13 protein-coding genes and 1 tRNA gene are annotated in these 14,496 nt (G+C 48.4%); 9 read left to right on the top strand and 5 right to left on the bottom strand.

Annotated features, from left to right (window positions below):
• The first annotated feature begins 172 nt into the window (after positions 1-172).
• On the top strand, positions 173-2,374 hold the full coding sequence (locus G358_RS0122375) for an alpha-galactosidase (protein ID WP_019639497.1): 2,202 nt from the start codon (positions 173-175) through the stop codon (positions 2,372-2,374).
• Positions 2,375-3,093: 719 nt separating this feature from the next.
• Here the strand turns inward: G358_RS0122375 and G358_RS0122365 are convergent.
• From G358_RS0122365 to G358_RS0122350, 4 genes are all read right to left on the bottom strand, one after another.
• Complete coding sequence (locus G358_RS0122365) at positions 3,094-3,750, bottom strand: ABC-2 transporter permease (protein WP_019639495.1); 657 nt, start codon at positions 3,748-3,750, stop codon at positions 3,094-3,096.
• Positions 3,751-3,755: 5 nt separating this feature from the next.
• On the bottom strand, positions 3,756-4,637 hold the full coding sequence (locus tag G358_RS0122360; protein ID WP_019639494.1) for an ABC transporter ATP-binding protein: 882 nt from the start codon (positions 4,635-4,637) through the stop codon (positions 3,756-3,758).
• Between the two features lie 4 nt (positions 4,638-4,641).
• The gene (locus G358_RS0122355) at positions 4,642-5,016 is read right to left on the bottom strand and encodes a GntR family transcriptional regulator (RefSeq protein WP_019639493.1); all 375 of its coding nucleotides are present in this window, start codon (positions 5,014-5,016) and stop codon (positions 4,642-4,644) included.
• Between the two features lie 148 nt (positions 5,017-5,164).
• The gene (locus G358_RS0122350; protein ID WP_019639492.1) at positions 5,165-6,493 is read right to left on the bottom strand and encodes a 6-phospho-beta-glucosidase; all 1,329 of its coding nucleotides are present in this window, start codon (positions 6,491-6,493) and stop codon (positions 5,165-5,167) included.
• Between the two features lie 198 nt (positions 6,494-6,691).
• Between G358_RS0122350 and G358_RS0122345 the strand changes: the two genes are divergently transcribed.
• From G358_RS0122345 to G358_RS0122335, 3 genes are all read left to right on the top strand, one after another.
• On the top strand, positions 6,692-7,426 hold the full coding sequence (locus G358_RS0122345; RefSeq protein ID WP_019639491.1) for a MurR/RpiR family transcriptional regulator: 735 nt from the start codon (positions 6,692-6,694) through the stop codon (positions 7,424-7,426).
• Between the two features lie 109 nt (positions 7,427-7,535).
• Positions 7,536-7,612: transfer RNA gene (locus G358_RS0122340), tRNA-Pro, on the top strand.
• A gap of 238 nt (positions 7,613-7,850) precedes the next feature.
• The gene (locus G358_RS0122335; RefSeq protein WP_019639490.1) at positions 7,851-8,558 is read left to right on the top strand and encodes a BofC C-terminal domain-containing protein; all 708 of its coding nucleotides are present in this window, start codon (positions 7,851-7,853) and stop codon (positions 8,556-8,558) included.
• Between the two features lie 145 nt (positions 8,559-8,703).
• Here the strand turns inward: G358_RS0122335 and G358_RS33205 are convergent, their stop codons facing one another.
• Positions 8,704-8,850 (bottom strand): hypothetical protein, encoded by a 147-nt coding sequence (locus G358_RS33205; RefSeq protein ID WP_157274453.1) that lies wholly within the window; start codon positions 8,848-8,850, stop codon positions 8,704-8,706.
• Positions 8,851-9,122: 272 nt separating this feature from the next.
• Between G358_RS33205 and ruvC the strand changes: the two genes are divergently transcribed.
• The 5 genes from ruvC to queA are packed head-to-tail and all read left to right on the top strand — an operon-like array spanning position 9,123 to position 14,494.
• Positions 9,123-9,626 carry a crossover junction endodeoxyribonuclease RuvC gene (ruvC, locus tag G358_RS0122325; protein WP_019639488.1) on the top strand — a complete coding sequence of 168 codons (504 nt, stop codon included), beginning with the start codon at positions 9,123-9,125 and terminating at the stop codon, positions 9,624-9,626.
• Positions 9,623-10,240, top strand: coding sequence for a Holliday junction branch migration protein RuvA (gene ruvA, locus G358_RS0122320; RefSeq protein WP_019639487.1), 618 nt, complete (start codon positions 9,623-9,625; stop codon positions 10,238-10,240). Before ruvC ends, ruvA begins: the two co-directional genes overlap by 4 nt.
• A gap of 33 nt (positions 10,241-10,273) precedes the next feature.
• Positions 10,274-11,278, top strand: a complete 1,005-nt coding sequence (gene ruvB / locus G358_RS0122315; RefSeq protein ID WP_026342408.1) for a Holliday junction branch migration DNA helicase RuvB — start codon at positions 10,274-10,276, stop codon at positions 11,276-11,278.
• A gap of 56 nt (positions 11,279-11,334) precedes the next feature.
• Positions 11,335-13,455 (top strand): SpoIID/LytB domain-containing protein, encoded by a 2,121-nt coding sequence (locus tag G358_RS0122310; protein WP_019639485.1) that lies wholly within the window; start codon positions 11,335-11,337, stop codon positions 13,453-13,455.
• A 10-nt stretch (positions 13,456-13,465) separates the two neighbouring features.
• A complete protein-coding gene (queA, locus tag G358_RS0122305; RefSeq protein ID WP_019639484.1) occupies positions 13,466-14,494 on the top strand; it encodes a tRNA preQ1(34) S-adenosylmethionine ribosyltransferase-isomerase QueA in 1,029 nt (342 codons plus the stop codon).
• Positions 14,495-14,496 lie beyond the last annotated feature (2 nt).

The following is a 14,496-nucleotide window of genomic DNA, read 5'->3' as shown; positions in this document are numbered from 1 at the left end:
GCATAAGCTTGTGTTTGCCTTTGTAACCGGATTTCTACCTTCTATGAACCCATATCCTCTAAAAAAATCTGGGAGCAGCAGCGATCGTAGGAACATTTTACGTACTTGCCACACATTCATATCAATTGTTCAACTTTAAATAGAGATTATTTTGGATTAGGAGGCATTTGAGGTGAGCATACATTTTGATGCGCGTCAACAAACCTTTCATCTGAGTACGGAGAGAACCAGCTATGTGCTTCAAATCGTCAAGGACGGTTATTTATCGCATCGCTATTGGGGCAAACGCATTCATCGATTTTCCGATACGAAGCCGATCGTATCGATCGACCGTCCGCTATCTCCGAATCCGTATCCCCATCGCAAGGACAGCGAGTTTTCGCTCGATACGCTGATGCTGGAATATCCGGGCTTCGGCACGTCTGATTTCAGGACGCCCGCTTACCGGATCCAGCAGGAGAACGGCTCTACGACAACGGATTTGCGGTTCGATTCGTACGAGATCATTCCCGGAAAACCGGGCTTGCCGGGGTTGCCTGCCACATACGTCGAATGCGAGGAAGAAGCGGACACGCTGCGGATTACATTGACGGACAGCGTATTGGATCTTCGGGTCATCCTCGACTACTCGGTTTACGATTCGCTTCATGCGATAACGCGATCCGTTCGCTTCGTCAATGCAGGCCAGCAGACACTGAAGCTGCTCCATGCGTCCAGCGTCTCCGTCGACTTTGACGACGCGGACTTCGATTTGCTTCACCTATCCGGCGGATGGTCGAACGAACGGAATGTGCTGCGCAGGCCCCTGGAGAAAGGGATACATTCGATCGACAGCAAACGCGGGGTGAGCAGTCCGCAGCACAATCCTTTTGTTGCTTTGATGCGCAAGGAGACGGGCGAGCGCTTTGGTGAAGTATACGGATTCAGCCTGGTGTATAGCGGAAATTTTCTAGCCAGCGTCGAGGTGGATCAGTATGATGCGACAAGAGTCTCCTTGGGCCTGAACCCGTTCGATTTTATGTGGACGCTTGAACCGGGAGAATCATTCCAAACACCCGAAGCGGTACTCGTTTATTCGGATCAAGGCCTCGGCGGCATGTCCAGAACCTACCATCGGCTGTATCGGACGCGTCTTTGCCGCGGTACGTATCGCGATAAGGAGCGCCCGATCCTCGTGAACAATTGGGAAGCGACCTATTTCGACTTTAACGAAGAGAAGCTCGAGCGGATCGCGGTTCAGGCGCGGCAGCATGGCATTGAGTTATTTGTTCTGGATGACGGGTGGTTCGGCAAACGTGACGATGACACGTCTTCGCTGGGCGATTGGGACGTCAATCGGAAGAAGCTGCCCGGCGGCCTCAGGCAGCTTGGGGATCGGATCGCACGTCTCGGCATGCAGTTCGGCCTTTGGTTCGAGCCCGAGATGGTCAATGAAGACAGCGAGCTTTACCGCAATCACCCAGATTGGGTCATCCATGTGCCGGATCGGCCGCGCTCGACCGGACGCTACCAGCTCGTGCTCGATTACTCCCGCACCGACGTATGCGACGCCATCATCGAGAAGCTCACGGAGGTGCTGCAAAGTGCGCCGATTCGATATGTGAAGTGGGACATGAACCGGCACATGACAGAGGTCGGTTCAGCTGGACTGCCGCCCGAACGTCAACGGGAGACGGCTCACCGGTATATCCTGGGCTTGTATCGCGTCCTGGAGACGCTGACTTCCAGATTTCCCGATATTTTATTCGAGAGCTGCTCCAGCGGCGGAGGTAGGTTTGATCCCGGAATGCTCTACTATATGCCGCAGACATGGGCATCCGACAATTCGGATGCGATCAGCCGCTTGCGGATTCAATACGGCACAAGCCTCGTTTATCCGATCAGCTCGATCGGGGCCCATGTAACAGCCGTCCCGAATCATCAAGTCGGTCGGGTGACGCCGCTGGAAATGAGAGGGCATGTTGCGATGTCCGGCGTATTCGGTTATGAATTGGATTTGTCGGCATTGACTGTGGCTGAACAGAGACAGGTCGAGGAGCAGATTCGCTTGTACAAACAAATCCGCCCGCTCGTCCAATTCGGCGATTTTTATCGGCTCTTGAGCCCATTTGAAGGCAATGAAGCCGCATGGATGTTTGTCGATGAGGAACGCACGGAGGCTTTTGTATGCTACTTTAAAATACTGGCCCAACCCAATTCGGGCTTCCGCTATTTGCGGCTGCAGGGCTTGGATCCTCGCTCGACCTATCTGGTGGAAGGTTTGAACCAAGCGGCAGGCGGAGACGAATGGATGAACGTTGGTATTAGAGTGCCTGTCGATATGATTTATGGCGATTTCCGCAGCTGTACATGGAGGCTGCGGAAATTGGAATGAAGTGAATGACAGATAGGCAAGTATAACCGTTTTTCCGCCAAGTGTATTCCAATTGCTTCGCTTCACGGATTCTGGATCGTGTTGAAACTTTTAAAATGCCATAAATAATGCACCCCCTATAATGTATCGGATTACCTAGAGGGGCTCCAATGTCCTGATACGGGTGCACTCTGTCTTAAAGATAAAAACAAATAAAATAGCTGGCATATGGTGACTACGGTTCCGATATTGAACTGCATTAAACAGGTTTTTGGGAGCCATAGCGGAACGCAGGTCCGTTAGCTCCCAAGATTCCTCGTTATTTCACAAATAGCGTTCGTTGTGTCCGTTATCACATCAGCAAAGGCAGATGTAAAAAAAGTTAGGCGGAAAACGCGGTGTATTCCATCTGACTTTTTTAGGGACTTATTGGACAGCTCCAGCCTATTACAACGGATATGTTTATTGCTGTTTAAAACCTCTATAGAAAAAAATCAAAGCACACACAAAGGGAAATAGTGCTGCATAATACCCGCTTACGGCTTGGGATATGGCTATAATGAGAAATATAGCCGCCATTATATAGGAAAAGATTTTCGAGTTTTTAAGATTCATAAGTCACCTCGTTGTAAACGTAGTTATGAAATCAGTTTGTAAAGCCATAAAACTGGCCTTAATCTAATTTGGCTTTAATCTGTACAGGCCTAATGTCAATCTTAATGTCAATCTTTGCGTCAGCCTTAATAATCTGCCTTGGTGAAAATGTACAGGGTAGTAGTGTATGTGAGCAGGATCAGGACAGCTGTGAATGTAGCAAAAGCTGCTAGCGGATAATCGAATAACAAAGCGGTAAAATTGGCGGGAATCGGCAATGAATTTATTTTTCCAGCAAGGTTGGATAGCGTAAAGAACACCAAAATCCCGATCACATTAGCTACCCTAAATCCGTATTTGTAATAGAGCGGATAAAATATGGAGTTCATGAAATAGCAGCAGCATAAAGAGAAGAAGGCGACCTGCCAGTTGAAAATGGGCTGTGCTATTGGAACATGGGCCACGTACTTTAATATAAGGAGTACTAGCATTAGCCAGGCATAAGAGATTAACCACCAGACGCATACCATTACATATTTGGCGCTTATTAGCAATGTTCTGGAGACAGGCAGGCTAAGCAGCAGCTTGTACTGCAGTTTGTCGGTTTCTCCTGTATTCGAATTTGAGTAGCTTGTCATAAAGTAACTGATAAAGCCTACGGCTAAGCTGAAGATCAGTGTCGGAAACATGTCTGTCCCGGAAATTTTATCGCCTAGTGAAAGAAACAGGGGGAGCAGAATAACGGGAATAAAAAAGGAAATTTTTTTCTGCGTATATAATTCCATTAGAAGCAGCTTCAGCATTGAGTTCAGGCTCCTTTATCATTTTTGGACTTCACGAGATAGTACATAATATCTTCTAGTGCAGGGCGTTCTATTTTAAAATCGGGGCTGGTATTGAGCAGTGCCAGCTGCTCTTTTTCCATGAAAGCTTCAAAGCCTAGCGAGCTTGACTTTATAGCAAGGGGCCGATGCGCTTCGACCAGTTCCATCAGACTTTTAGGGCCTTTGACAGTGACATAATGATCCAGTATCGATTCAGTTTCTTTACAGAACTGAATTTTCCCATCATATATAAAGGTAATATAATCGGCGACATGCTCCAGATCCGAAATGTTATGGGTTGAAAAGAAAATAGCTTTGTTCGCATCCTGGATCACTTCCTGCAATACATCCAGCAATTCCTTTCTGAAAATAGGGTCAAGCCCGGACGTAGGCTCATCCATGATGATCAGCTCAGCATTGTGAGAAAGGGCGACGGCTAAAGCGAATTTCATCGCTGTTCCTTTGGATAAGGATTTTACAGGCGTCGAAAGGGGGACGCCGAATTTATGGATATAGTCGTAGAAAATTTTATCGTCCCACTCATCATAGAACATGGAAATGATTTGCCTGTTTTTCTCGACCGTTAAATCTTCAAAAAAAACATTTTGATCATATACGAAGCCTATTCGTTGTTTCAATGCTTTCATATTGGTGTGAGAATCTGTATTAAACAGCTTGATTTGCCCGCTATCAATATGGGCGAGGCCCATCATGCAGCGGATCGTAGTGCTCTTTCCTGCTCCATTAGGACCTATAAATCCCATGATATAACCTCTTTTGAGGGAGAAGCTTACCTGCTGCAATTCAAACCCTTTCAGCTTCTTGCTAATATTGTTTACTTCCAGAATGTGCTCTTCGTCCTTCAAAACATTACTCCTCCTCATAGATGATCTGTACTAAACTTTGTAGTTCAGTCAGCCCGATATTGTACTTTTTGCATTCAGGAATGATGCGTACTAATTCTTTCCTGATGACCTCCAGCTGCATGGACTTGATGTTGTCCATGTCCTGCCCGACAATGAAGGTGCCCTTTCCTAATACGGTGTTCACATAGCCATCTCTTTCCAGCTCCTCATAAGCCCGCTTGGTTGTAATTACGCTAACCTTAAGTTCACTTGCGAGCTTTCTGATCGACGGCAGCTGATCTCCTGCTTTCAGTTCGCCATTTATGATTTGCGCAATAATCTGCTCCATAATCTGTTCGTAAATAGGCTGTTTTAATGAATATAAAATGGAAATGTTCATTTTGACCTCTTAAATTTATTGTATATATACGATATATACACTTGTAGTATACTCCCGTAAATTGGAAATGTCCAATAAAAAAAGCAAGGAAGCTTTCCCGCAAAAAACGGGAAAGCTTCCTTGCTTTAATTTTTTATTAGCTGAATAATTAAGCTTGGGCCTTGGCGAAGAAACGTGGCAGATAGGCTTTGTGTGCTTCCAGCATTTCGTCCAGAATCGCTTTTCCAATTGTGTCCGAAGGCACAAGCGGATTAATGGTCATCGCCAATAAAGCGGTATCGTAGCTTCCGGTCACAGCAGCTTCAGCGGCTACGCGTTCAAACGATTTAATCTGCTGCACGAGGCCTTGGACGGCAACGGGCAAATGTCCGTTGATGACCGGTTTAGGGCCATCCTTGGTAATGAGGCAGCTCACTTCCACCGCCGAGTCGAAGGGGATATTGGCTATTGCGCCGTTATTTATAGTGTTAACCGGCTGAATATCCCGCTTATCGTTGTAAATAGACGATATCAGGCGTACCGCAGCATCGCTGTAATAGGCCCCACCGCGCTCTTCCAGTTGAGGCGGCTTGATCGCTAATTCAGGGTCCTTGTAGAGCTCAAACAATTCCTCTTCCAGCTTCTTGACGACTTCCGCCCGGGTTGTTCCTTCTTTAAAGTTCGCTAACTCTTTCTCCAGCATTTCAGCACTTTTGTAGTAATATAAGTGATACGGACAAGTGATGACATTCAATGCCCGGATAAATTCCGCTTCAAGCCCGAGGCCTTCAATATTTTTTACAAAGCTGCTGTTCGACGGATCGGCGAGCAGCTCGATAACCCGTTCCTTGACGCTAACTCCATCCACGTATACGTCCAATCCAAAGACCATGTGATTGAGCCCGGCGAAATCTACGCGAATACGCGAATGGTCAATGTCCAGCAGTTTGGCGATCCCCATCTCCATGCCGATCGGGACGTTGCACAAGCCGACAATTTTCCTATGATCGCTGTACCGGAGCACCGCCTCCGTAACCATGCCGGCTGGGTTTGTAAAGTTGATCAGCCAGGCGTCCGGGCACAGCTCTTTAATATCATTTACAATATCCAAAATGACCGGGATCGTGCGAAGTCCCTTGAACAGCCCGCCCGGCCCATTCGTTTCCTGCCCCAATACCCCATGGCTTAGAGGTATTCTTTCATCTTTGGCCCGGGCATCAAGCAAGCCGACGCGCAATTGAGTTGTGACAAAATCGGCGCCTGGCAGAGCCTCTCTTCGGTTCAGCGTAAGATGCACCTTAATGTCGAGGCCGGCTTTTTGGATCATGCGCTGCGCTAAATTACCGACGATTTCTAGCTTTTCTTTTCCTTCCTCGATATCTACCAGCCACAACTCACGTACAGGCAGCTCTTCATAATGCTTAATTAACCCTTCGACCAATTCCGGCGTATAGCTGGATCCTCCGCCGATCGTTACAATTTTTATTCCTTCAGACATGTCAGATAGCCTCCCTAACATCATATTTGTTGTTGAGTAAAATTGTAGACATCAGGAGGGGGGACCGTAAATAGGATTGGACGATTTAGGCTGGAATACCGCCGAAAGGAACTTGTTACATATTAATAACAACGTGTTTCATGGTATGATGAAGCAACAGATACGAAGTATCGTGCGGGATTGGGGAGGAACTGCGGCATGTTTTCAAGCAAAACTATCGCCTCATTTAATGAACTGGAGACGTTGGTATATGATTATATTTGTAAAAATATGGATAAAGTCATTTATATGCGTATCCGGGATCTAGCGGATGAAACGCATGTATCCACTTCCACGATATTAAGATTTTGCCGAAAATTAAACTGTGAAGGTTTTTCGGAATTCAAGGTACGTCTGAAGCTCTATTTGAACGAGAACAAGCAAAATCAAGTCAAGAGCGGTCAATACGCTTTGGCTGAATTTGTGGAGCGATCCTCGAAAGGCGCCTTTAAGTCAAGTATTCAAGAGGCGGTATCATTAATTATTAACTGCGACAACGTTATTTTTACAGGGGCGGGAAGCTCGGGAATATTGGCCGAATACGGGGCAAGATATTTTTCCAGCATGGGGAAGCTGTCGATGTATGTGAAGGATCCTTATATGCCACTCATGGCTAATTTTCTGCATAACAGCACTACGATTGCGATGTCTGTATCTGGAGAAACGGAGCCTACTATTTCCCATATCAATCAATTAAAACAGAAGGGGAGCAACATAGTAAGTATTACTAACAATCCGCATTGCACCATCGGAAAAATTGCAGATGTCAACATTTCCTACTATGTTACGGAAGAATGGGCCAATAACGCGAATATTACTACGCAAATACCGGTCGTCTATATCCTTGAAGAAATGGCCCGCGAAGTATACAAACTTTCGCAAAGTCAAACATGACTACGGCAAGGGAAATAAATCCTTGACTTATTCTTTGGAAATAGGTATGATCTTAAAAGTGACTTAAAAAATGAACAATAATTGTAAACCGTATGTTCATAGCCTATTTCGGGACGTAGCTCAGCTTGGTAGAGCACCTGGTTTGGGACCAGGGGGTCGCATGTTCGAATCGTGTCGTCCCGACCATAATATTTAAGAGAATAGAGTTTATTAGTTTTCAGCGGAGCTGAACAATACCATAATCTCCATAAAAGACAACTGCTAAAAGCGGTCTGTTTTCCTAGAAAACGTCGACAGACGTTTTTTTTATTGCACAAAATTCAGCAACCCGCTACAAGCCGCATCATCCTCAACTGAGCCTGTATATTTCATTATCCCTCCGGTCACAATAACAGTAAATATGGACCGATAGAAGGGGATACTTGTGAATATCTTCCGTATCAAAAAATACATGAGACGTCGCTGGAGAAGATGGAGACGTGCGATTTGGACGATTGGCGGCTGTGGATTGGTTACGGTGATGGCCTGCATTGGGCTGCTGCTGTCCGATCAAATGGAACATTTAATGGCGAAGAAACCGATCGCGCTTGAAACACTGGGGAAAATTAAAGAAGCTGCCGGAGGGGCAGAAAAGCGGGAAAGCTCTACAGAAGCAAATGATTGGCTCAAGCAATTAGAGCTTAACGATCAACCGCGGACCGTCCGATTGAACAAAATATATGCTTGTGGACAAGAAAGCACTGTCCTTGGGACGATGACCCGGGAGGAAATCGTTAAAGTATACGGTGAACATCCAGACTGGCATGCACGAATTGGTCCTGAAGGCGATGTATGGTTTGAACAGCACATCAATGAATTGTCGGAGACATGCAAAAAAAACGGGTATTTTGGCATCGATCCGCAGGGCAACTTCAGTTTATTTGACGGGCCGCCGGATAAGCAAAAAGTATTAAAAACTTTCTTTCAGCTGGATGTAGAAACAATGGAAAGCTCACTCCCTCCAGACGTTCTGCTTCATCTTCATGAAGGGATTCGCATTCAGGATTTGGATGAATATAACAGCGTGCTGTCAACGTTTAGTGAATTTGCCGCTACGCCAGCTAAGAAAGTTATGCAGCAAAGAGAAGAATAAAGCGTATATACTGCCGATCATTAGGGCTGGCAGGGCAACTGGGTATATGCAGGCTTGAACGGACACAGGGAACGTTATTTATGAAATAACGAGGAATCTCGAGAGTTAACGGACCTACGTTCCGCTATTGCTCCAAAAAACTTGTTTATTGCAGTCCATTTGGTCGAATAACGGAACCAGTGTCCGTAGCATAGCGAAAAAGGTCCAATTTCAACAAATAGCGGATCACCTGTCCGTTGCGGGTGAGCAGTCCCGCGAGTTCTGCCAACTCCATCACTCTCACCACTCTCACCAAATCCACTCCTCCAAGCCATCCTGTGAAGATTAAGGGGTTGTCCAGAGAGTCAGTCAAAACTGACTTCTGGACAACCCCTTTTTTGCTGGCTTTGAAAGGTTCTACAAAGATTTTCCTCAACAGGATGGATTCTTTTGTTATAATAAAGTGAATACATATGTTCGGTTATGCGGACATAGGCTTTCTTATGGACTGAGTTCGTGAAAAACTTCCTTCTGTTCGTGAATGGGAGAAGAAGTGAAGCCGTAACAAACAGGGAGAGATTAAGCTTGCGAATATTAGGAATTGACCCCGGCATTGCAATTGTCGGTTTCGGCTTTATTGATAAACAAGGCAGCAAATGCGTTCCTGTGCAGTATGGATGCATCCAGACGGAAGCACATACTCCTGAAGAGGAGCGGCTGCTTCATGTGTATGAAGGAATAGTTCAGCTGATGGATAAGTATAAGCCGGACGCGGTAGCTTTGGAGAAGCTGTTTTTCAATCGGAATGTAACGACAGCAATGTCGGTAAGCCAGGCGAGGGGCGTAATTGTTTTGGCAGCGGCCCAGCGGGGATTGCCCATTGCCGAATATACGCCGATGCAGATCAAACAGGCGATGGTCGGATATGGCAAGGCTGAGAAAAGACAGGTGCAGGAGATGACCCGGATGTTCTTGAAGCTCCAGGCGATTCCGAAGCCGGACGATGTAGCCGATGCGCTTGCCGTGGCGGTTTGCCATGCGCATTCTTACACATTAAATTCGAAGTTAAACGAGGTACTGAGGTCATGATAGATTTTGTACGGGGCCAGGTAGCCCATTTGGAAAATGATTATGTCGTGCTGGAGGTTCAAGGGATCGGCTATCGGATTTACTGCCCGAATCCCTATGCATTTGCTGCTGCCAAAGGCGAACAGGCGGTTACCGCATATACTCACCACCATGTGCGGGATGACGCCATTTTGTTATATGGGTTTCCGACGAGAGAGGAGCAAAGGCTGTTTCGAAAGCTGATTGAGGTTTCGGGCATTGGTCCTCGCGTAGCGTTAGGCATACTAAGCGGCGGACACCCGGATAACGTCGTAGCGGCGATCCAGCAGGAAAATATCAGCTTTCTGATCAAGCTGCCGGGGATCGGCAAGAAGACGGCTCAGCGGATGATTCTCGATTTGAAGGATAAGCTCGACGGGTTGGGGGGGCCTTCCCTCTTTGACGAGCTGCCGTCTGATTTTGAGGAAACCGGGCTGAATCCGGGATGGCCGGAGGCGAGGGATGGCCTCAAGGCGCTGGGGTATACGGATGCCGAGCTTGACCGGGTGTGGAACCAGCTGAAAGATTCGGTCAAACCGGACGAAGAAGTGGATTCGGTCATGAAAAAAGCGCTCAAGCTGCTTTACGCAGGTTGACCAGGTTAAAGGGGAAGGAGCGGGAAAGCCATGATGGAAGACCGGATCATATCCGCGAACTTAATGATGGAAGAGCAGGCGGTGGAGCTTAGTCTTCGTCCCCGTTTTTTAGCGGAGTATATAGGGCAGAACCAGATTAAAGAAAACTTGAAAATATATATTGAAGCGGCAAAAATGCGGAATGAAGCACTGGATCACGTGCTATTGTACGGGCCGCCAGGCCTCGGAAAAACAACGCTGGCCAACATTATCGCCAATGAATTGGGTGTCAACCTGCGTACTACATCAGGTCCGGCAATCGAGCGGCCGGGGGATTTGGCGGCGCTTTTGACGAATTTGCAGGAAGGGGACGTTCTCTTTATTGATGAAATCCATAGACTGCACCGGACCGTAGAGGAAGTGCTGTATCCGGCGATGGAGGATTTCGCCCTGGATATTATGATCGGCAAAGGGCCGAGCGCCCGGTCGGTACGGCTGGATTTGCCTCCGTTCACACTGGTCGGGGCGACCACTAGAGCAGGCCTGCTGTCAGCTCCGCTGCGCGACCGTTTTGGCGTTGTGAGCCGCTTGGAATTTTATACGGTGGACGAGCTCAGCTACATTGTGAGCCGGGGGGCAGATATTTTCGGCATCGATATTATAGGGGATGCGGCGAACGAAATCGCGCTTCGTTCCAGGGGAACGCCGCGGATTGCCAATCGTCTGCTTAAGCGTGTCCGGGATTATGCTCAAGTCCGGGGAGACGGCCACATTACGGTCGAGATTGCCAAGGAAGCTCTGCACATGCTGCAGGTCGATCCGATGGGACTGGATTTGATTGATCATAAGATGCTCCGTACGATGATTATGAATTTTCGAGGCGGTCCGGTCGGTTTGGATACGATCGCGGCTACGATCGGTGAAGAGGGCCAGACGATTGAGGATGTGTATGAGCCTTATTTGCTCCAGATCGGTTATTTGCAGCGAACGCCGCGCGGCAGAGTGGCAACGCCTGCTGCTTATCAGCATTTAGGCTTGCCAATGCCAGCGGAATCATAAGTGGACACCTCGGGGGAGTTACAGCAAATTGCATGGATGAAGGAGGACGACGGAGCGTGAAGGGATCAATTTTAAGACGGAACCACAAACATGCAGGTGTGAAGTGTAAATGGGCCGCTGCTTTGTTTGCGGGAATATTGATTAGCGGGTTATTTCAGCCTCGGGCCGAGGCGGATGAAATGTCTAATTCGCATGTTCGCGTGGCGATGTATTTGGATATGGGGAGTACTTATAAATCGGTCGTCCCTGCCGTAACGCTAAAGGCGGAATCGGCGTGGCAAACTGGGCCGCTAAGTGCTGCGGGAGCAGTGAACTGGCTTGGATTTGCTGCAGGCGAGCAGGTACGCTTCAGCGTGGACGGGATTAAAGTCAAGGCGCTTGAAAGCACGGACTGGCAGACGGTCGCCGCGACGGTCAAGAAGCTGCAGACAGGTACGGATAAGCCAATGGCGATTGCGACTGAGCAAGGGGGGAATACGGTTTATCAAATATATACCGGCCCCTATGCTAGTGTGGAAGAAGCGCAGCAGGCTGTAACGCGCGTAGCAGGGGCGCTTGCAGGAGCAGCGGGCAGTCAGCAGCCTTCTATATATGGTGGCTACTATTACGCTGCGGGTGTGTTTGGAAGCAGAGCGGAAGCTGAAAATTACCGTCAAGCGATTGCCATCCCTGAAATAGAAGCGCGGGTTGTTATGACCGGACCAAGCCAATTTGCCGTGTGGGTTGGAGGAGCTGTTAACGAGGCGGGATTGGCCTCCTTGAAGGCGCAGATTGTCCAAGCTCAACCGCAAATAAATTTAATGCCGGTCGATCCTCAGGCACCTGCTCTCATCGTTCATCGGGATGTGACACTGGATACAAACGGGCCTAAGGCAATCGATCATTATGCCGTAAGCGGTGCGGAGGCCAAGTTTATCGTGAGCGATAGCGATGACTCTACGATCCAGGTCGCGGAGAGATCGGCCCGTAAATACCGGGGAGATTTTGAGATCAGTGCCGTGAACGGTCAATTGGCGCTTGTAAATGAGGTCCCTCTGGAGCAGTATTTGTATTCCGTCGTAGCTGCGGAAGTGCCCAGCTCCTGGCCTGCGGAAGCTTTGAAGGCACAGGCTGTGGCAGCGCGCAGCTATGCTCTTTATCATGATGCCGGAAATAAATTTAAGGTGGCGGGTCTGGTTGATACGACCTTAAGCCAAGTTTATAACGGAGTAGACCGGGAAGTGGACAGTATTATCCAGGCCGTGAACAGCACGGCAGGGGAAGTTATCAAATCGGGTGACCGGATTGTGGAGGCCATCTTCTCGTCCAACAGCGGAGGGATGACGGCTGATTCATCCGAAGTATGGAACAACCCTAATTCCATTTTTTCCAGCACTCTCAGCGAAGAAGACAAGGCGGCACAAGCGGATTTGAAATCATGGTACCATGTGCTGCTTTCTAACGGAAAAACAGGCTACATCCGGGAGGATAATACCAAGCTTACCGGAGATACGACAGCAGCAGGCTTATCGAAGCTGACAGTAACCGCGAACAGTACGAATGTGCGCCCTATTCCGCTCATTCAAGCGGACGTTAGCCCCGTGGCGCAAATGAATCCCGGTGATCAGGCGGTGATTCTAGGCATAGTTGCTGAATCCAATAGCTATTCCTGGATTCGCGGACCTTATACGTCAGATGAATTGCTGAAATCGCTCAAGGGCAGAACAGCAACCGAGGTGCCTTCGCCCATCCTGAATTTGGAAATTACCCAGCGCGGGCAGTCCGGGCGGGTTACACAGATGAAAGCGAACGGGCAAATTATCGATGTGAAATACCCGGATTTATTTCGCTCGGTATTGGGCGGACTGCCAAGCACCCTGTTTGATATTGCGGCTACCGGAAGATATACTGTACTGGGCGCTGGCGGAACTGCCGTCTCCGGTACGGCAACATCCGGTACGCCTGTGCTGTCTTCTGCTGGCGTAACGTCGTGGAGCGGCGGCAGTATGGTCGTTATGGGAGCCGATGCTGCGGCTCGGACAGTGGATCAGAGCAATCAATTCCTGTTTATTGGCTACGGCAACGGACACGGCCTAGGATTATCCCAATGGGGAGCTAAAGGAATGGCCGACGCCGGGTATGATTACAGGGACATCTTGCAACACTATTATCAGAATGTCACTATCGTTAAGGAATGAGTACACTAATATGAACGTGGATTTGTACGACTTTGAACTGCCAGAGGAGCTTATAGCCCAAACCCCGCTTGCAGAGCGAAGCGCCTCCCGGTTGTTGACTTTAAATAAAGCCAGCGGCGCTATACAGCACCATATTTTTCCAGAGATTCTTGAATATTTACAGCCGGGAGATACGCTTGTCTTGAATGATACGCGGGTAATTCCGGCAAGACTGTTTGGCATGAAACAGAATACCGGTGCCAAGGCGGAAGTTTTGCTGCTCAAAAATTTAGGGCATGACCGGTGGGAAGCGCTGGTCAAACCAGGAAAGAAGCTGAAGACCGGCGCAGTAATTACGTTTGGAGATGAGCTGACGGCAACGATCGAAAGCGAAGGGGATATGGGGGAACGCGTATTATCCTTTTCCTATGAAGGTATTTTTCATGAAATACTAGATCGGTTGGGTCAAATGCCGCTGCCTCCTTATATCAAGGAGAAGCTGGATGATCGTGAGCGCTACCAGACGGTGTACTCGAAGCATGAAGGTTCAGCGGCTGCTCCGACAGCCGGTCTGCACTTTACACAGGAGCTGCTGGAACAGGTCCGGAGTAAAGGGGCTGATATTGCCTTTGTTACATTGCATGTAGGCCTTGGCACATTTCGCCCGATGTCAGTAGAACGGGTGGAAGACCATGTGATGCATGAGGAGTATTATATTTTGACGGAAGAGACGGCTCAGCTGTTGAATGAAACCAAGGCCAGAGGGGGGCGGGTAATCGCCGTAGGAACGACCTCGGCCCGAACGCTGGAGACCGTAGCGGGACAGTGCGGCGAAGGGCCAGTCAGGGCAATGAGCGGCTGGACAGGTATATTTATTTATCCTGGTTATACTTTTAAGCTGGTGGACGCCTTGCTGACGAACTTCCACTTACCCAAATCTACCCTGGTCATGCTTGTCAGTGCCTTTACTGGAAGAGAGCATATACTGAATGCCTATCGCGAAGCTGTGGAGCAGAAATACCGCTTCTTCAGTTTCGGAGACGCGATGTTTATATATTAAGG

The sequence above is a fragment of the Paenibacillus fonticola DSM 21315 genome (genome assembly GCF_000381905.1).
Taxonomy (GTDB): domain Bacteria; phylum Bacillota; class Bacilli; order Paenibacillales; family Paenibacillaceae; genus Fontibacillus; species Fontibacillus fonticola.
This window is presented reverse-complemented; position numbering and strand designations above follow the sequence as displayed.